Annotated in this window: 15 protein-coding genes; 7 read left to right on the top strand and 8 right to left on the bottom strand. The window is 49.3% G+C overall.

From position 1 onward, the window contains the following. A partial coding sequence (locus tag IQ217_RS09990) for a DivIVA domain-containing protein (protein ID WP_194019825.1) occupies positions 1-772 on the bottom strand: 772 nt, incomplete at its 3' end. Positions 773-837: 65 nt separating this feature from the next. Then, a complete protein-coding gene (gene coaD / locus IQ217_RS09985; protein WP_028948957.1) occupies positions 838-1,317 on the bottom strand; it encodes a pantetheine-phosphate adenylyltransferase in 480 nt (159 codons plus the stop codon). A gap of 422 nt (positions 1,318-1,739) precedes the next feature. On the opposite strand from coaD, the gene IQ217_RS09980 reads away from it, so the two are divergent. Beyond that, on the top strand, positions 1,740-5,567 hold the full coding sequence (locus IQ217_RS09980; protein ID WP_194019824.1) for a diguanylate cyclase domain-containing protein: 3,828 nt from the start codon (positions 1,740-1,742) through the stop codon (positions 5,565-5,567). Positions 5,568-5,594: 27 nt separating this feature from the next. Here the strand turns inward: IQ217_RS09980 and IQ217_RS09975 are convergent, their stop codons facing one another. Beyond that, positions 5,595-6,068 (bottom strand): Rrf2 family transcriptional regulator, encoded by a 474-nt coding sequence (locus IQ217_RS09975; RefSeq protein WP_194019823.1) that lies wholly within the window; start codon positions 6,066-6,068, stop codon positions 5,595-5,597. 163 nt (positions 6,069-6,231) lie between these two features. On the opposite strand from IQ217_RS09975, the gene IQ217_RS09970 reads away from it, so the two are divergent. Beyond that, positions 6,232-6,621, top strand: coding sequence for an AbrB family transcriptional regulator (locus IQ217_RS09970; RefSeq protein ID WP_190597822.1), 390 nt, complete (start codon positions 6,232-6,234; stop codon positions 6,619-6,621). Positions 6,622-6,787: 166 nt separating this feature from the next. Further along, entirely contained in the window at positions 6,788-7,525 is a 738-nt protein-coding gene (sdhB, locus tag IQ217_RS09965; RefSeq protein ID WP_194019822.1) for a succinate dehydrogenase iron-sulfur subunit, read from the top strand. A gap of 28 nt (positions 7,526-7,553) precedes the next feature. On the opposite strand, the gene IQ217_RS09960 is transcribed toward sdhB, so the two are convergent. Beyond that, positions 7,554-8,126 (bottom strand): hypothetical protein, encoded by a 573-nt coding sequence (locus IQ217_RS09960; protein ID WP_190597824.1) that lies wholly within the window; start codon positions 8,124-8,126, stop codon positions 7,554-7,556. Between the two features lie 211 nt (positions 8,127-8,337). On the opposite strand from IQ217_RS09960, the gene IQ217_RS09955 reads away from it, so the two are divergent. Then, positions 8,338-8,556, top strand: coding sequence for a hypothetical protein (locus IQ217_RS09955; protein WP_162329026.1), 219 nt, complete (start codon positions 8,338-8,340; stop codon positions 8,554-8,556). A gap of 152 nt (positions 8,557-8,708) precedes the next feature. On the opposite strand, the gene IQ217_RS09950 is transcribed toward IQ217_RS09955, so the two are convergent. Further along, on the bottom strand, positions 8,709-10,754 hold the full coding sequence (locus IQ217_RS09950; RefSeq protein ID WP_194019821.1) for an NAD(P)H-quinone oxidoreductase subunit 5: 2,046 nt from the start codon (positions 10,752-10,754) through the stop codon (positions 8,709-8,711). Between the two features lie 118 nt (positions 10,755-10,872). Beyond that, positions 10,873-11,121: a Ycf34 family protein gene (locus IQ217_RS09945; protein ID WP_194019820.1), complete on the bottom strand. Its 249-nt coding sequence runs from the start codon at positions 11,119-11,121 to the stop codon at positions 10,873-10,875. A gap of 108 nt (positions 11,122-11,229) precedes the next feature. Between IQ217_RS09945 and IQ217_RS09940 the strand changes: the two genes are divergently transcribed. Beyond that, positions 11,230-12,471 (top strand): tRNA nucleotidyltransferase/poly(A) polymerase-related protein, encoded by a 1,242-nt coding sequence (locus tag IQ217_RS09940; RefSeq protein ID WP_338117495.1) that lies wholly within the window; start codon positions 11,230-11,232, stop codon positions 12,469-12,471. Positions 12,472-12,566: 95 nt separating this feature from the next. Here the strand turns inward: IQ217_RS09940 and IQ217_RS09935 are convergent, their stop codons facing one another. Both IQ217_RS09935 and IQ217_RS09930 read right to left on the bottom strand, forming a co-directional pair. Next, positions 12,567-13,781, bottom strand: coding sequence for an EAL domain-containing protein (locus IQ217_RS09935; RefSeq protein ID WP_194019818.1), 1,215 nt, complete (start codon positions 13,779-13,781; stop codon positions 12,567-12,569). Between the two features lie 412 nt (positions 13,782-14,193). Further along, positions 14,194-15,048: an META domain-containing protein gene (locus IQ217_RS09930; RefSeq protein ID WP_194019817.1), complete on the bottom strand. Its 855-nt coding sequence runs from the start codon at positions 15,046-15,048 to the stop codon at positions 14,194-14,196. Positions 15,049-15,317: 269 nt separating this feature from the next. Here IQ217_RS09930 and IQ217_RS09925 point away from each other — a divergent pair, with 269 nt between their 5' ends. Both IQ217_RS09925 and IQ217_RS09920 read left to right on the top strand, forming a co-directional pair. Continuing rightward, complete coding sequence (locus IQ217_RS09925) at positions 15,318-16,808, top strand: hypothetical protein (RefSeq protein WP_194019816.1); 1,491 nt, start codon at positions 15,318-15,320, stop codon at positions 16,806-16,808. Positions 16,809-16,916: 108 nt separating this feature from the next. After that, positions 16,917-18,323, top strand: a complete 1,407-nt coding sequence (locus IQ217_RS09920; protein WP_228024222.1) for an amidase — start codon at positions 16,917-16,919, stop codon at positions 18,321-18,323. Positions 18,324-18,356: the final 33 nt, after the last annotated feature.

Genomic DNA, 18,356 nt, shown 5'->3' with positions numbered 1-18,356 from the left:
CCACAGGGGGAGCTGTGGCCACGGGGGGACGATTGGTGATGGTGGCGTTATGTTCAGCGGAATTTTCGTACAGGATCTGCCGGCTCTGGCTGACACTACGCATCATTTGTCCCAATTCCCCTTCCAAACGGCTCAACAGGCGATCGGCATAGGTGTCCACGTCCCTCTGCATCTCGGTGGCTTCCTGTTCTGTTTGTTTTTGCAGGGCTTCACATTCCTGCACCGTTTGCTGACGAAATTGTTGAATTTCCTGGTGGGTAACCTGTTTGATTTGATCTAGTTCCCCCATGGTCTGCCTTCGTAGGGTGTCGCACTCCTGTTGGGTTTGCCTTTGCAGAGCTTCACATTCCTGTTGCACCTGGCGCTGGAGGGCATCGCAATCCTGTTGTATTTGGGCTTTGTATTGGTCTGCTTCGTATTGGGCCTTTTGGATAATGCCTGATTCATCCTTAATGCGCTGGGCCTCCTGGTGGGCCACTTCGATCATCCGTTGGGCTTCTACCTCCGCCCCCTGTAAAATTTGCTGTTCCCTTTCCAAAATGGCGATCGCCCGATGCACTGCCCCCGGAATAAATTCAGCAATGACATCAATTTGGTCCAGAATTTTCTCCTCATCCACCACACTCCAGGCCGTTAGGGGGATATGGAAGCTGTCGTAGAGTAATTCCTGGAGCTCAGCTAGCTGTTGTTGAATATCGAAATCCACCGTCTGACCGGGCACAACGGCGCTATTCTCAGTTACTTCGGGATTGGCACTCTCTCGGCGGGTCATAGGGTTATCTAGGCGCTTGACGGGGCAAATAGAACGAAAGTTAAAACGGTTTTAACGCAATTGATCTAGGGGGATGGGTAGGAAGAACAAATATCGGCCAAAATCGAGGGGGGAACAAGATGATCCACACTACCACCGAACTTGGCAATTTCTTTGACAATACTACTACTTAAAAAGCTATATTCCTTGGCGGTGGCCAAAAATACAGTTTCCACTCCGTCCCAAAGGGTTTGATTAGTGTGGGCCATTTGTAACTCCTTCTCAAAGTCCGACAGGACCCTCAGACCCCGCAATAGGACCGTTGCTTGTTTTTGCTTGGCGTAGTCCACCGTCAGTCCATTGAAGCTATCCACGGTCACATTAGCGAGGTGTTGGGTGCAGTGGCGGATCTGCTCCAGTCGCTTTTCCACCGAAAATAGGGGTTGCTTGCTGGGATTACAGAGCACGGCGACAATGATTTGCTCAAACAAACCACTACCCCGCTCAATAATGTCCAAATGACCGAGGGTAATGGGGTCAAAACTACCAGGATAAATAGCGATCACAGCAAAGATTGTTGGAAAAAAAGTAAATTAAATCAAGAAAAATCGCCGATCAAGTAAGGGAAAAACCCTGGGCAAATTGGCTTCATTGTGGAGGGTGGCCGGCAAACATGCAACTCTTTCCCCGCAACAGCCACCAGAGCCACCATGGTTCCCTACCCAATTTTGTTAAGATATAGAGAAAATTCAATTTAGTTTTCCCTCCCTTTTATTGGCTTAAGTTTTGTTCTCCTTTCCTGGGTACTAAGGCTGGCAAGGATCTAATCGCCAAGGGCCGAGGGTAAACAGAAGCGGTTTAAACAATCAAGGTTTCTAGGGCGGATCTTTTTTTTTCGTGGGGGAAGACTACCTATGACTTTGGCTGGTTTTGCCGTTGATTGTTGCGACAATCTCCTTCCTCCGCCCAATCTTCGTTGTGTCAAAACATGGATTCTAATCACTCCCTGGAAAATTTTCTCCGCAATGTCATTAATAAATTTCATCGGGCTTTGACTTTGCGGGAAACCCTCCAAGTAATTGTGGAGGAAGCTCAGCTATTTTTGGGAGTGGACCGGGTAAAAGTTTATCGATTTGCGGCTGATGGTAGTGGAGAAGTACTGTCAGAGGCGGTGGACAGAGCCGTTTTGCCTTCCCTATTGGGGCTCCATTTCCCTGCGGACGACATTCCCCCCCACGCCAGGGAGGAGTTGGGTATGCAAAGAAAAATGATTGCAGTGGATGTGGCCCACCGCCGTAAAAGGTCCCATGATTTGTCTGGCCACATCAGCACCATGGACTACCTAAACAACCGTTATATGGAGGTGGATAGTTGCCATATTCAATATCTTTTGGCCATGGGGGTACTATCTTCCTTAACGGTGCCCATCATGCAGGATCAACAACTGTGGGGCATTATGGCCATACACCACAGCAAGCCCCGACGATTCACAGACCAGGAATGGGAAACCATGGCTCTCCTCAGTAAGGAAGTTTCCCTGGCCATTACCCAGTCCCAACTCAGTGAGCGGGTCCATCAGCAACAAATCCAAGAAGCCCTAGTCCAACGCCTGGAAAGCACCGTGGCCCAGTATGGCGATCGCCCAGAAACCTGGCAGTATGCGCTGCAGATGGTGGGGGAAGCAATGGAAGCGGACGGAGCAGTGCTCTACATTGCCCCGGATCTCACAGGGACTTCGGCCCGGTATTACCAATGGAATCTCAGTTTTAATTGGGGAGAATGGCTGGAAACTGACCTCTGGCAGGAGTTGATGCGGGGAAAACCAGCAGCGGCGGAGTCCTCCACTCCAGTGCAGTCCCTCTGGGAAAAACCAAAATTTTTGACCAGTGTGAAACCCTCCCATACCAACAATTGTGTCCCCCAGGGCTACACCCTCAGTGAATTGGGCAAAAAGGGCAATTGGACCGCTCCGGCGGAGGCATTGAATGCGGACAATTTTCAATCTTTTTTGGTGGTGCCCCTGACCGCGGATCAGCAATGGGTGGGGGGACTAATCTTTCTGCGCAAAGAACAATCTCTGGTGAAAAATTGGGCCGGGAAACGGATAGTCGATCGCCGCAATATGTTGCCCCGCCTTTCCTTTGAAGCCTGGCAGGAAACCCAAAAGCTAATGCCCATTTGGGAAGAAGCAGAGCAAAAATTGGCCCAGGTGGCCGGCACCCAGCTTTATATGGCCATAACCCAACAGTTTGTCACCAGATTAATTACCCAACAAACAGCCTACGATCCCCTTACCCAATTACCTAATTGGATCATTTTTAACCGGCAACTCACCCTGGCCCTGCTCGATGCTCTCTACGAAGGCAAAATGGTAGGGGTTTTGGTCATTGCCATGGACAGATTCAAACGCATTAATGAAAGCTTTGGCCATAAAATTGGCGACAGCCTGTTGCAGGAGGTGGCCGATCGCCTGAAGCAAAAATTGTCCCCCCTGGCCGCCTATGCCCCGTTATTATCCCGTTGGCATGGGGATGGTTTTACGGTTCTGCTGACCAAAATTAGTGATAAGCAAGAAATTATTCCCCTGTGCGAAACTCTGTTGGGTACTTTCCAGGAGCCGTTTTTTATTGAAGGACAACCCATTTACCTCACCGCTAGCACGGGCATCAGCATGGCTCCCTACGATGGTGAAACTGCTGAATCTTTGCTCAAGTTTGCTGAGATTGCCCTGACTAGAGCCAAATGCCAGGGGAAAAACACCTATCAGTTTTATCTGCCCCAGGATTCTTCGCCGACGCTTGATCGCCTGACTTTGGAATCAGACCTGCGACGGGCATTGGTGAACGGGGAATTTGTGCTCTATTTTCAGCCTCAGGTGGCCCTGGATACGGGCAAATTGATGGGCATGGAAGCGTTGGTGCGTTGGCAACATCCCCGTCTGGGCCAGGTGGCCCCCGATGTATTTATTCCGTTGGCGGAGGAGTTGGGCTTAATTCATAACCTTGGACAATGGGTGCTGGAAATGGCCTGTGCCACCCACCAGCATTTTTACCGAGAAACGGGAAGGCGGTTACGCATGGCGGTCAATATTTCGGCTCGCCAGTTCCAGGACGATAAATGGCTCAATTCAGTTTTGGATTGTTTGGAACGTACAGCCATGCCACCGGAGGATCTGGAGCTAGAAATTACCGAAAGTTTGATGATGGAGGACATTAAGGGTACAGTCAAACTACTCCATCGTCTGCGGGAAGAGGGAGTGCAAGTGGCGATCGATGATTTTGGCACCGGCTATTCTTCCTTGAGTATGCTCAAGCAACTGCCCATTCACCGTCTCAAAATCGATAAATCCTTTGTGGACGATTTACTTAATGAGGGGGCTGACACTGCCATTGTTCAATATGTAATCGATTTGGCTAAGGGTCTGAATTTAGAAATCGTTGCCGAAGGCATTGAATCGGAAGCCCAACTGCAACGTCTCCGCAAAATGGGCTGTCACCTGGGACAGGGTTATTTTCTCACCAGACCCCTACCGGCGGAAGCCATAATTACCTATTTGTTTTATCCGCAAATTCTTGATTTTGGCCCCACTCCCCCACTGCTCCACGATTCCTCATTGGAGGTAAAGCCGGAGCATCCTCCAGACGATGCTGGCGAAGCTTTTCCTCCCAATATCCTCAACCGAGAAAATCCTTGGACGGAAAAACTGCACGATTACGTTTCCCTCAAGGAACGCCTAGAACAGCGCAATACCAAGGAAAAATTGGTGCTGAAAATCTCTAATAAGATCCGTTCTTCCCTCAATATCAATGATATTTTGCATTCCACTGTCACTGAAGTGAGGCAATTTTTAAACACTGACCGAGTGCTGTTATTTAAATTTAATTCCCAGTGGTCGGGGCGGGTGGTGACGGAATCCCACAACGATTTTTGCCAATCGATCATTAATGAAGAAATTGACGACCCCTGTTTTAAGGGCCATTATCTGCGGCTTTACCGGGAAGGTAGGGTGCGGGCCGTGTCTGACATTGAAAAGGCTGACTTGGCAGAATGCCACAAGGAGTTACTGCGTCACTACCAGGTCAAGGCCAATTTGGTGGTGCCGGTGGTTTTTAATGAAAATCTTTGGGGTTTGCTCATTGCCCACGAATGTAAAGCCCCCCGTTATTGGCAAGAAGAGGATCTGCAACTGTTGATGGAGTTGGCCACCCAGGTGGCGATCGCCATTCATCAAGGGGAACTGTATGAACAACTGGAAACCGCCAACATTAGATTGCAACAAATTTCTTCCTTGGATGCCCTCACCCAGGTGGGGAACCGCTATCTATTTAATTCCACCCTGGAACGGGAATGGCAACGATTGCAACGGGTTACGGAGCCCCTAGCCCTGCTACTTTGTGACGTGGACTTTTTCAAAGGTTTTAATGATAATTACGGCCATCCCGCCGGCGATCGGTGCTTGAAAAAAATTGCTAGTGTTATGGCCAAAGTGGCCAAAAGACCAACGGATTTAGCGGCCCGTTACGGAGGGGAAGAATTTGCCATTATCCTGTCCCAAACCGAACTCCAGGGAGCTATTCATGTGGTGGAAGCCCTCCAGGCGGAAGTGGCTAACTTGGCCATTCCCCACACTGAATCCGACACCGGCTATGTCACCGTCAGCATTGGCATTGCTGTCTGTTTACCCGATCGCCATGGCAGTCCCCAGTCCCTAGTCAAAGCAGCGGATTTAGCCCTCTATGAAGCCAAGGCCCATGGTCGCAATCAATGGCGGACCTACGAGGAGGCCGAATTACCCCCGGTTGAAGCAGAAACGTAACCATAACTGAACCGTTCACTGACGCCATCAAACAATAAAATTAATCCCCTCCCCCTGGGCCGCTTGCCAACTGCGGGCATCGTAATAGAGGTCGGCCAAAGTGATCGAATAAAGAGCTTTGATAAATTTTTGGTGTAATTGTCGCCACACACTCAGGGTGACCCAATCCTCCGCCAAACTTTGGTCATCCCTATATTGGGGAAATGGTTCCAAACTTTCTTCCAGAGCTGCTAATATTTGCCCCAGGGAAATCTGGTCCGGAGCCTGGGCCAATTGATAACCTCCCCTCACCCCCCGATAGGCATTAACTATGCCTGCCCGTCGTAGGGTAATCAACAGTTTTTCCAAATAGGGCCCAGGAATATTTTGTCGCTCGGCGATCGCCTTCACCGAAGCAGGGCCGTAGTCTGGTTGTAGAGCTAAATCCAGCAGGGCTTTAACACTGTAATGGCTTTTTGTTGTCAACTTCATCTCTTTAGTATAGAAGCCATCCTTGCCCATCAACTATCCCATTAAATTAACTATTTATTTAAACAAATTAGATAATTATTGCTAGAAACGTGTAATATAAGCAGGGTAGCAAGGGGAAAAAGAGCCCATTATTCCCTCGACTAACCCCATCTTGCTTCCCAACCCTGATCAATCTCAATCACTGAAAACTTTAATGGCTAAATCAAACGCAACCAAGCCCTTAACCGGCGAAGCATTGCTCGAGAAAGTTAAAGAATTAGGAGACCTTCCCAAAGAAGAGAAAGCCAAAATCTGCGGTTATGTAACTTCCACCAAAAAAGGCCTGCCTCGGGTCAATATGATGAAGTTCTACAACGCCTTAATGGATGCCCAAGGCATTGATTTAGATAGTTCTTCCTCTGGCCAAGGTCGGGGAGGACGTTCCGCCAGTTACCGCATTAGCGTGCAATCCAATGGCAATCTTCTCATTGGCGCCGCCTACACAAAAAAAATGAGTCTCAACGTAGGAGATGAATTTGAAATTACCCTCGGCCGCAAACATATTCACCTCAAGCAGGTGGGGGCCGACGACGAGGAAGAGTAAGGCTAATTTCCTAGGGCTAATGGGGGGTAAAATTTAAGGAGGACATCTTCCTGTAATTCCCCATTAACTGGCGGGCATTTGCAGGGGCCAGGCAGAAAAATTATTGTCAGTGGCCCTTTGGTAATGGGAAGTTCATGCCCTTTTTGCTAAGTTAACCTCCCTTACCATGAAAATTACTTTTAAAGTGCAACGACAACAGGGCAACGGCGATCGCCATTGGCAAAATTATGCTTTGGAGGTTGATACCCAGGCCACCGTCCTAGACTGTTTGAATCAGATTAAATGGCAACAGGATGGCAGTCTCGCCTTCCGCAAAAACTGTCGCAATGCCATCTGTGGTAGCTGTGCTCTGCGGGTTAATGATCGCCCGGTATTGGCCTGTAAAGAAAGCATTAAAAATTTAGAACAGTGGCTCACCGATAGTAACCAGGAAAATACCGGCATTTTCACCATTAGTCCCCTGGGCAATTTACCCGTTATTAAGGATTTAGTGGTGGATATGGACAAATTTTTTGCCGGCTTGGATGCGGTTTATCCCTACCTAATGAATAAGCGCCAAAGGGAAAACGGATCGGAATTTCTCCAGTCACCGGCGCAACGGGCCGCCCTCAATGATGTGAGCAACTGTGTGCTTTGTGGAGTTTGCTATTCTGACTGCGATGCCAAAAAGAAAAATGACAATTTTGTCGGTCCCCATGCCCTCGCCAAGGCCCACCGTTTAATTTTGGATAATCGGGATATGGCCAGCAAGGCCCGCCTTGAAGCCCTAGGAAAAGATAAACAGGGGGTGTGGGGGTGTAACAACTGTCGGATGTGTAGTGATTCTTGCCCCACTGGAGTGGCCCCCCTCTCCCAAATTGAAGCTTTAAAAATTCGTTTATTCGACCTCATGGACCCTCTTTAAGGCCCGAAGGCCCGGTAATCTCTAGCCGCTATTCAGAAATTAGTTCGGGAGTTTCCGTTACAGGGGCATAGCCTTCACCATGGAGCACAAAGGGTAAACCCGCCCCAGCCAGGCCCTTTTGGATATGATTAGGAGTCTGCTCAAAAATAATGAATAGGGGACAGATTTCTTCCGCCGCTTCACTAAACATGTGTTTTTCCTGGGGGGGCATCAGCCATTCATAGTCCTGGTCTAGGTAAATTTGACTCCGACGCCAACGACCGAGCAGATCGGAAAAGTTTTCTTCTGGACGGTGGATGAAAACCAAGATTTCTGAGCCTAATTTCACCTGCCATTCTGGGTCACACATTAAAATCGCCAGGTCACAGGGAATTACCTTCGCTACGGGAGTGGTTTGTCGGCCCCCTTGGTCAGCATCGTTGAGGGGCAGATAACGTAAACGAACAATGGGCAGGGGAATGGTGATAATACTTTGTTCGGGTCGCCGTAAACTGGGCAATTTTTCCAGGTAGGGTCGGTATTGGCGCAACAGGGCGATCGCCCCTTCCCTATCAGTGAAATCTGCTAAGAGGGCATCGTAATCATTTTTTTTACCGGACACGGAATCAACACCTCCTGTTTAGAACCTCGGCTTACCCCATTTTAACGGTGGCTAGTTATTGCCTCAGGGGATGCCAAAGGAAGTCAACCTTTGGCCTAGCTTTGCAATGGTAGAAGTGGGAACGGCAACAAGGCAAAAGTTTCATTAAGCAAGGTTCTGTTTTTGGGTAGCTGGGTTACCATGGCGGAAACTGCATTGGAGCAACAAGACCGTGTCTGACCATACCGCCCAGATCAATGACCTCTGCCAAGCGTTGGAAACCCTAGACCAAGCGGAAACGGTACAAGGAGCAGAATACCGGGAGCAAGCCCAGGCTTTCTTGGCTAATTCCTCCGTCGCCCTACGGTTCAAAACGGCGATCGCCGACCTGTTGATGCAGGCCAATCAACGTTTAGTGCTCAAAACTGTCCAAGGGGAAGACAGCTACTAAAAACCCCGGGTTTTAGCCTAGGAACCCTAGGTTTACCCGCCAGAAAAAACCATCTGGTTATGGCAACCAAATGGCACAGAGGGGGCAGTGGTCAGGAAGACTTACCCCGTTTTCTGGGGGAGACAGTAAAAATATCTCTCCCCGGTGACAGCTTAGGTGAGGCTAAAGACAATCACAAAGCCCAACACCGCTCCGAACACAATGAGGGCGTAGAATTGGGCCCGGCCATTTTCCAGATACTTTAGGCCCTCCCCACTAACTAGGGTGACCAGACCAGTGAGGTTAACCGCTCCGTCAATCACTTTGTAATCCACCTCCATAATTTGGCGGGCTACCCGACGGGAACCTTGGACAAACAATTTGTCATAAAGGTCGTCAAAGTACCATTTGTTCAGGGATAGTTGGTACAAAGAGGGAAACTTTTCTGCCAACACTTTGGGGTCGAGTTTGTGTTGCCAATACATCAACGAAGCAATGGTAATGCCGATGAGGGCAATGCCAATGGAATTGCCGGCCATGATGTAAAATTCGCCCCATTCAAATTCAGCGGCGTGTTCCACCACTTCCCCCGGCGCATGGATGAACGCTTCAAATTGGTTGGCCCAGGGTCGTCCCAAGAGACCAATTAGCACCGAAGGAACCGCCAAGGCCATGAGGGGAAAAGTCATGGTCAAGGGGGATTCGTGGGGTTCACTGCTGTGGCCATGGTCGTCGTGCCCTGCTTCATGGTCCAATTCCTTCACGTTCATGGCTCCCGGACCAAAGTTAGGCATTAAGCCGTAGAACTTTAGAACGCCGTCTTTGGCTTCCTGGTCATTGCCCCGGAAACCCCCTTCAAAGGTCATGAAATACATGCGGAACATGTAAAAAGCGGTCATGCCGGCGGTGGCCCAACCCACAAACCAGAGTAGGGGATTGGCTTGGAAAGCGAGGCCGAGAATTTCGTCCTTAGACCAAAAGCCCGCAAAGGGAGGAATGCCACAAATAGCCAAAGTTCCGATCAAGAAACAGGTGGCCGTGATGGGCATATATTTACGTAACCCTCCCATAATGCGCATATCCTGGGCCAGAATTGGATCGTGGCCCACTACCCCTTCCATACCGTGGATCACGGAACCGGAACAGAGGAACAGCATTGCTTTGAAATAGGCGTGGGTCATCAGGTGAAATAACCCAGCGGAATAGGCTCCAATGCCCATGGCCATGACCATATAGCCCAACTGGGAAATGGTGGAGTAGGCTAAGCCTTTTTTAATGTCGTTCTGGGTTAGAGCAATGGTGGCCCCCAGAAAGGCAGTGAAACAACCGGTGAAAGCAATGGTATTCATCACCACTGGAATTGGTTCAAACACTGGATACATGCGGGCAACGAGAAATACCCCCGCCGCCACCATGGTGGCGGCATGGATCAAGGCAGAAATGGGAGTGGGACCTTCCATGGCATCCGGTAACCAGACATGGAGAGGAAATTGGGCCGATTTGGCCACAGGGCCGAGGAAAACCAAAATGGCCAGAATGGCGGCGATCGCCCCGCTGAGCACACCGGAGGAAACCAAACCTTCTAGGCGTTCCCCAATGGTGCCAAAGTCAAAACTGCCGGTGGCCCAATAGAGCCCGAGGATACCCAGCAATAGGCCAAAATCCCCCACCCGGTTGGTGACAAAAGCTTTTTGGCAAGCGTCAGCGGCGGCCTTGCGGTCATACCAAAAACCGATCAGCAGGTAGGAACACATCCCCACCAGCTCCCAAAAAATATAAACCTGCACCAAATTGGGACTAATTACCAACCCCAGCATGGAGGAAGCAAACAGACTGAGATAGGCATAGAAACGCACATAACCCGGATCGTGGGCCATGTAACCATCGGTGTAGATCATCACCAATAGGGCCACGGAGGTGACAATGACCAACATCAGGGCGCTGAGGTGATCGATCACATAACCCATTTCCAAATGGAAACTCCCCGCCGATGCCCATTCGATCATTTGGGAATAGCTGGCATGGCCTTGGATTTGATCCCAGAGCAAAGCCCCAGACATTACCAATGCAGCCCCTAAACAGGAAATGATGAAAACAGCGTTGATTTGCCGTAGTTTATTGGTTGCTTGATTGAAAGAAATGAGGCCAATGCCAACTACCGTTGCACCCAATAGGGGCAGGACGGGAATTAGCCAGGCTAATTGATAGAGTAGTTCCATCTTGAAACCTTGGTTAACGAAGTTGCCTATATGTTATTGATACCGCGTTCATTGTTGCACGGAGCGTTATTTTTGCCGCGTTTCACTGTCAGGGGAAGCTAGTTTTCGCTCAAAAAATTTAAGTGGGCACTAGTTCATTGGGGCGCAAACGGCTCCATTTACCCATTTCTTCCAAAAAACTATCGCAACCCACCACATCCCACTCCATTTCAATGCCATGGTCGGGGGTACGAATATTGACGTTGATAGAAGGGTTGACCGGATCAAAATCCGGGCGATCGCTCAAATGGGGTTGTTGATGTTGATGTTCCACTGCATGGTAGGTGACACAGCGGTCCACGTAATGGCAGTTCACACAAATACACATGGTAAACCTCAATTCTTGCCTATTTTTCGCTACTCTAGCTTAGACTGATGGATTGTGCCGCCATTGAAAACTGTCCTGGGGTAACGGTTATTGATTATGCTTTGTCCTGTGAGCCACCTGGCTGATTTACGTCAACAGGTTCCCTTTGATCTGGCTCTACTTCCTTCCCAGGCTTGTTTGGTCGGTGGTGCAGTGCGGGATGCCCTGTTGGGTAGACGGCGGGAATATTTGGATTGGGACTTCGTCGTGCCCAGTGGGGCCATTGAAACGGCCTCGGCGATCGCCAGTCAATATCGAGCTGGTTTTGTGGTGTTGGATAAGGCCCGACAAATTGCTCGGGTGGTGTTTGCCCATGGCACCGTGGATTTTGCCCAACAGGAAGGGAAAAGTTTAGAACAGGATTTGGCCCGGCGGGATTTCACCGTTAATGCGATCGCCTATAACTTCCAGCAAAATCGGCTCATTGATCCCATGGCGGGGGTGGGGGATTTACAACGGGGCGAACTAAAAATGGTGGCGGCGGTAAATTTGGCCGATGACCCTCTGCGGTTACTGCGGGCCTATCGTCAGGCGGCCCAGTTGCAATTTGCCCTTGAACCAGCGACTAGAATCGTTTTACAACAGTTAGCGCCCCGGATTAAAACAGTGGCGGCAGAGAGGGTACAGGCGGAATTTAACTATTTACTCGGCAGTCCCCGGGGTAGTCAGTGGTTGTTGGCTGCTTGGCAGGACGGCATGCTGAGCCATTGGTTTCCCCACGCTAACCTCAGTTCCCTCAACGCTGTGGGTTGCATTGATTTGGCGATCGCCGCCATCAAAAACCAGTTAACTTTGCTAGAACGTCAGCAGTTCTTCCAGGCGCTGGGTAAAAAAGGCATTGCCATTGCTAAGTTGGCCAGTTTGGTCTGCGCCGATGTGAAAACCGCTGAAGGGGAATTACAACGATTGAAATATTCCCGCCATGAACTGCGCTCCGTGCAGGCAATTTTGCAAGCCTATCCCCAGTTAAGTTGTTTAGAAACTAGCCCCACCGTGCGGCAACTCTACTTTTTCTTTGCGGAATTGGGCAAATATCTTCCCCATTTTGTCCTCTATGCCCTGGCCCACTGCCCCCACGATTACCACAGTTTTATCTTTGAACTTTTAGCCCACTACCTCGACCCCGGCGATCGCCTGGCCCATCCCCAACCGTTAATTACCGGCAAGGATTTAATCGACAAGTTACACATTAAACCCAGTCCTTTGATCGGCCAACTGCTGACGGAAATTCACATTGCCCACATTGAAGGGAAAATCAGTGACGAACAAGAGGCACTAATGTATGCTGAAAACCTGATTGATACCAACTGAAAACCAAGAGTAGAATTTAGTCTTGATCTGAACAGTGAGCAATGGGACATTAAACTCTATTCTTTGATCATCAAACTATTCACAGATATTTTTCCCTAACGAAAGGAATCCTTCGGCAGAGCCATGACCTGATCAAAAGGTAGGGGTCGGGAAAATAGATAACCTTGGCCATAGTCGCATCCTAGGGAGCGCAAAACTTCCAATTGTGCTTGGGTTTCAATACCTTCGGCCACCACCGTCATGCCCAGGGCATGGGAGAGTTGCAAAATTGCGGAGCATATACTTTCACTGTTTTGGTTGGTACCCAGGCCATCCACAAAGGATTTATCAATTTTGACTCGGTCAATTTTGTACTCGTTTAGGTATTGCAGGCTGGAATAGCCAGTACCAAAGTCATCCAGCACGAGGGCAAACCCTCGGGAGCGACAATTTTCAATCCAGGGAGCAGAACTATCGCCGCTAAAAAGGGTGCGTTCAATGATTTCTAGCTTCACTTTATTGGGGGTTAGACCATGGTGATCCACCCTGGCCAGTAACCAAGGGATGAAGTCTTCGTTATTAGTCTGTCGGCCGACAATGTTAAAACTCATCAACAGATCAGAGTTAAATTTTGTCTGTAGACTTTTCAAGTCCTTTAATCCTTGTTCGATGACCCATTGACCGATAGGAATAATCAAATCCGTTGCTTCGGCCACCTCAATGAAAACATCTGGGCGGACAAAACCCCGTTTTGGACTTTGCCAGCGGATCAAGGCTTCAAAACCCTCGATACGTAGATCGTTCATGAAGACAATGGGTTGGTACATCAGATGGAATTGTTCTTTGGCGATCGCCTCTTGCATTTCCCCTTCTAAACGGATCATGTCCACCGCATCGGTAATACGTTCTTTGAAGGAAAGTTTGGCTTTAGTGAGGGCGGCATCCAATTCTGGAGAGGGTTCATCAGTGCCCCGAAAATTGTTACTCTCGGAACGAAAATGACCGATCACCACCAGTAACAGTAGGCGCAAAATCGGGTCGGCGGTGTCGATACGTTGATTAACTTGGTCTGGGGTGACCAGGGAAAGAATGCAGTCCGTCAGGGCTGAAGCGGAAGCAGACCGGGGTTTGGCATCCACCAAGGCCAATTCTCCAAATAAACTGCCCGGTTGGAGTATATTCAACACAAGGCGATCGCCCTGGAGTTCTGTCCAAATTTCTACTTGCCCCTCTTCGACAATGTAGGCATAATTTCCCCGGTCTCCCTGGCTAAAAATCAGATCACCAGCCCGGTAATGACGGGTTGTAAGTAGGGCATTGGGGGGAGTCATGGTGGTTGGGGATTTGGCAATGAAATTGTGCGATTAGTCTGTAATCAAGCTAAATTAACGCTTTCCCATGGGGCAATTGTCAAAAATTGTGACCTTTCCCCTCCAAGGTAATGTTCCTGGACAAACAGAGGCTAAACTTGGAAGGCTTGTTGCTTTGCCCCCCTGGTAATGGTTAACGGATTTAAATGGCCCTGAAAGCCCTAAACCCTAACACCTCCTTGATTGTATGACGCTCATCGACACCAACAGTCTCCATAATGCCGCCTTTGTGGTGGGGACGGTTCTCTTTATTGGAATTCTTGTCTGGTCGGTGTGGTTCGCCTTCCACATGGACTGAGCATTTCCCCCCCGCCCCAGCGGTGGACTAGTGGATTTTCTCTCTGGCAAGTGCTTTGTGCCTAGTTTGTATGCACTATCCTTGGGTCTGTGGATCTGCCGTCAGGGGCAAGAAAACTAATTGTTCAGTTTTGTCTGCCGCTAGGTAGTCGATCACCAATTCACCGCTGGTGAGAATCTGGTATTTTTGGGCGTTGACTAGGGCTTGAATAAATTGCTGTTCCTGGTTCATGAGGGGTTCAGAGCAGGCCATCATGGTGGAAGCCATGCGCTCATCGATGGTTAAATTTTCCCCGTCAATGGTGAACTGTCCCATGAGGCGATTACAGCCCCCAGTCCCCGCCAGGCGATCGCCAAGGAATTGAATCTGGGGTGTTGCTTGGGAGTTTTCGTTGGTGATGGGTGCCACCCCGCCCATGGTCACCAGTTGCCATTGACTGTTGTGGAGGGCACTGTACTGACTAGCTGGAATAAAAGTGATGCTGCCCTGTTCCCCATCCTTCAGGTAGGTCAACGTCAGTTGTCCATCGTTGCCGATGCTATAGGTCTTTACCTGGGCAAGAAGTTGCAAAAATTTCTGTTCCTGGGCCATAACCTCGGCGGCACAGGCTTTGCGGGTTGTGGCTAGGGCTTGGCCAATGGTTAAGTTTCCGTTACTGCTGGTATAGGCGCCATTAAAACTATTGCAACCGGCGGTACCCATCAGGCGATTATCCTTGAATTGCAACGTAATCGGGGCACTGCCCGGCACTGGGGAGCCAGACCACCCACTAATATACCAAGTAGTACCCTGGAGAGATGGAGAGGTAGAAGCTTCCATGGCTTGAACGGCATTGGTAGGCAAAAAGGGTAGGGCCTCACCCATGGTCCCCAAGGCCAATCCGCCCATAATGGCAGCGAAAAAGAGAGTCTGGGAAAAGTTCAAACGCATGGTTACAGTGTTGCAATTAGCTAAAAAACAAGATATCTATACCCCCACGATTTTACCATTGGCAATTTCTTGCCTAGAATTGGGACGGAACAGTTTGCGAATTGTTTTTGCCTCTGCCATTAGAATCCGTGGCTGCAACCTTAATTTTTCCCCTCCAACGGTGGGGACTCAGAGTTAATCTCGCCACAACTTTGGCCAGGGAGGCGTTCCGTGCCTAATCTTAAAGTCTGGCGATCGGCCATCATCCAAGCATTTCGTCATTTCTAACTATGCCCCGTCCCTTCGACCGATCCAAAAAACGTCTAGCAGTACCCCTTTGGTATGAGCGCACACTAGCTCTAATTTTATTGGCTAATTACGGTTTAGTTCTGTTTGATTTGACCTATATTCCGTTGCGGGATTTTTGGTTACAGGGGACAGTACAGCTTTCAGTTAAAGTCGGTCCTTTCCATCGGGTATTTCCCAAACAGCCCGTGCGAATTTTTCCCTTCAATATCACCCCCTATTACGATTGGGTAAAAGGCATTGAACCTTACCGTTCCACCACCGCCTATTTAGAACTAGTAGATGAGTTAAATAGCAAATTAGATGAACAGGCTTTGGATGGAGCTGGCAACGTCCAACAGGCGCAAGAAATTGATAATATCCTGGCCGAATTACGTCAAGACAGCGCCCAGATGATTATAGAAAATCCCTTCCAAATTGCCAATAAAACTGGCACCTTTGAGCGGATTAAAAATCGTATGCGGCTCCATGTTTTTGGTTCCACCGATGCCTCCGCCACCGAATCCTTTGAAACTTTTTGGTCTAAGGAATATCTGTTAAAAAATGGACTAACCAGCCAGTTACTCTTTTTTGATCGGGAAATTAGACCCCTGATCGCCACCAACTATTTCCGTGAAATTGGCGAAAATGGCCAGCCAGTGGACAATTTTGGCTTAATTGATTTTCCCTTTTTCCTGATTTTCCTAGTGGATTTCCTAGGGCGCACCCGTTTAATCAGCCTGCGTTACCGGGGAATCAGTTGGGTTGATGCCATGCTGTGGCGTTGGTATGACCTCTTCTTGTTTTTGCCATTCTTCCGTTGGTTGCGAATTATCCCCCTCACCGTCAGGCTCGATAAGGCCAAATTGATGGATTTGAATAAGGTCAAGGGGCAAGCTACCCAGGGTTTCGTTGCCATCATTGCCGAAGATATGACAGAGGTAATTGTGGTGCGACTAGTGGAACAAATGCAGCAATTGGTGCGGGAAGGAGCGCTGCGAAAAATTTTAGACCGGGCGAAAACCACCCAATATATCGATCTTAATAACCGCAATGAATTGGTGGAAATTATTAGGATTGTTTCCCAGGTTTTATTGCAAAAAGTATTGCCAGAAGTTGAACCGGAAGTGCAGGATTTTATGCTATACAATATGCAATCTTCCTTAGGACAGATCCAGGGTTATACCCAGTTACAAAGTTTGCCTGGGGTAAAAAATATGCAACGGGAAATGATGGCCAATATGATCGCAATATTTTACCAACGTATACTGACCATTCTCCAAAGCTTTTTGGAACAGGATAAGGAATTTGAGCGACTGCTGGAAAATTTACTCACTAAGCTGACCACGGAACTTAATTTGGAGCTTAATCAACAACATCATCTAGAAGATATTGAAGAATTATTAATTGATTTCCTGGAAGAATTTAAAATTAATTATCTACAAAAACTTTCCGAAGCGGACATTGAACGAATTTTGGGTAATACAGCTATTTAACTGTCTGGGTGCAGACTAGGAAAGGAGCTAACTCTGTCAAATTACGTTAAGGTCTTACAGCCCTTGCCGGTTTATTTTTTTAACCACCAATTATTTGCCCCTCTGAATATGACCAATTTCTCCTTGCTCACCGCCCTGGACCTAGCCCAACTAGTCCGTACTCGCCAGGTTTCTCCTTTAGAAATCACCCAGTATTATCTCGATCGCCTGGGGAAATATGACCAAACAGTAGGTAGTTTTGCCCACGTGGCCCACGGGTTGGCGATCGCCGATGCTAAGGAAAAAACTGAGTATTTAGCGGGCATAGATAATTCTGAGCCCTTGCCACCATTTTTTGGCGTCCCCATTGCGGTTAAGGATTTAAACTGCGTCGCTGGTATGCCGGTGAGCTACGGGGTGGCGGCCCTGAAGGAAAATTTAGCCACCTATGATGATGGTGTGGTAGCAAAAATGAAGGCAGCGGGATTCACCATTGTGGGTAAAACCGTCACTTCCCAACTGGGATCATTTCCCTACACCGAACCCCCAGGGTTTTTGCCGGCGCGCAATCCGTGGCATTTGGACCACAATGCCGGGGGCTCCAGTGGCGGTAGTGCGGCAGCGGTGGCGGCGGGATTAGTGCCCATTGCCCAGGGCTCTGATGGGGGCGGCTCCGTCAGAACTCCAGCGGCTTGTTGCGGCTTAGTGGGCTTTAAACCCAGTCGTGGCCGGGTATCCCAGGCTCCGGTGGGGGATTACCAGAGTGGCATTGCCTGCCATGGTCCCCTCAGTCGCACAGTGTTGGAGGCGGCGGCCCTGTTGGATGTAATGGAAGGTTACACCACTGGAGATCCCTACTGGTTACCCTCCCCCGATCGCCCTTTTGGGGAGACCACTGGGGAAGCCCCCGGTAAGTTGCGCTTAGCCTATGCCTTTTCCCTACCTCCCTTTGCTAGTACTGCCGTCATTCAAGGGGCCGTGGCCAAGGCGATCGGCGCCGCTGGGGACTTGGGACACCAATTGGAGGAAACTTGTTTTGACGTCACCAGATTAATTGAACCGTTCGCTCAAATTTGGAAAGCTGGGGTGGGGGCCTCTGGCATTCCTTTGCCCCTATTGGAGACAGTCAATCAGTGGTTAGGGGAAACCAGCGGCACAGCGGGGGACTATTTGCGGGGAGTAAGAGATATGCAGGTGATTTCCCGTCACATTGTCGGCTTTATGGAAAAGTATGACGCTCTGATTTTGCCCGTTTTTAACCACCAGCCTCCCAAAGTAGGGGAATGGGCCCATTTGTCGCCCCCAGACGTGGTGCAAAAAATTATTGAATGGATTGCCCCCTGCCCCCCCGCCAATGCGGCCGGCCTGCCGGCGATCGCCATTCCGGTGGGATTTGACGACCAGGGTTTACCGCTGAGTGTGCAAATTATTGGTAGGCCCGCTGCTGATGCCACGGTGTTAGCGTTGGCTTATCAATTGGAGCAACAATTGCAGTTCAATGGTACTAAGCAACTACCGCCCCAGTTCCCTGGATAAAGCAGTCTGAAGACTAGTGTCGATAATTTAATT

Origin of the sequence: Synechocystis salina LEGE 00031, assembly GCF_015207985.1 — a bacterium.
Lineage (GTDB): Bacteria > Cyanobacteriota > Cyanobacteriia > Cyanobacteriales > Microcystaceae > Synechocystis > Synechocystis salina.
Note: the sequence above shows the minus strand (reverse complement) of the source record. Positions and strands in the feature narration are given on the sequence as shown.

What these genes read in the sequence shown, in the direction of transcription:
- IQ217_RS09980 (WP_194019824.1), top strand. Translation starts at nt 1,740, where the DNA reads ATGGATTCTAATCACTCCCTGGAAAATTTTCTCCGCAATGTCATTAAT.
- IQ217_RS09975 (WP_194019823.1), bottom strand. Translation starts at nt 6,068, where the DNA reads ATGGGCAAGGATGGCTTCTATACTAAAGAGATGAAGTTGACAACAAAA.
- IQ217_RS09970 (WP_190597822.1), top strand. Translation starts at nt 6,232, where the DNA reads ATGGCTAAATCAAACGCAACCAAGCCCTTAACCGGCGAAGCATTGCTC.
- sdhB (WP_194019822.1), top strand. Translation starts at nt 6,788, where the DNA reads ATGAAAATTACTTTTAAAGTGCAACGACAACAGGGCAACGGCGATCGC.
- IQ217_RS09950 (WP_194019821.1), bottom strand. Translation starts at nt 10,754, where the DNA reads ATGGAACTACTCTATCAATTAGCCTGGCTAATTCCCGTCCTGCCCCTA.
- IQ217_RS09945 (WP_194019820.1), bottom strand. Translation starts at nt 11,121, where the DNA reads ATGTGTATTTGTGTGAACTGCCATTACGTGGACCGCTGTGTCACCTAC.
- IQ217_RS09935 (WP_194019818.1), bottom strand. Translation starts at nt 13,781, where the DNA reads ATGACTCCCCCCAATGCCCTACTTACAACCCGTCATTACCGGGCTGGT.
- IQ217_RS09930 (WP_194019817.1), bottom strand. Translation starts at nt 15,048, where the DNA reads ATGCGTTTGAACTTTTCCCAGACTCTCTTTTTCGCTGCCATTATGGGC.
- IQ217_RS09925 (WP_194019816.1), top strand. Translation starts at nt 15,318, where the DNA reads ATGCCCCGTCCCTTCGACCGATCCAAAAAACGTCTAGCAGTACCCCTT.
- IQ217_RS09920 (WP_228024222.1), top strand. Translation starts at nt 16,917, where the DNA reads ATGACCAATTTCTCCTTGCTCACCGCCCTGGACCTAGCCCAACTAGTC.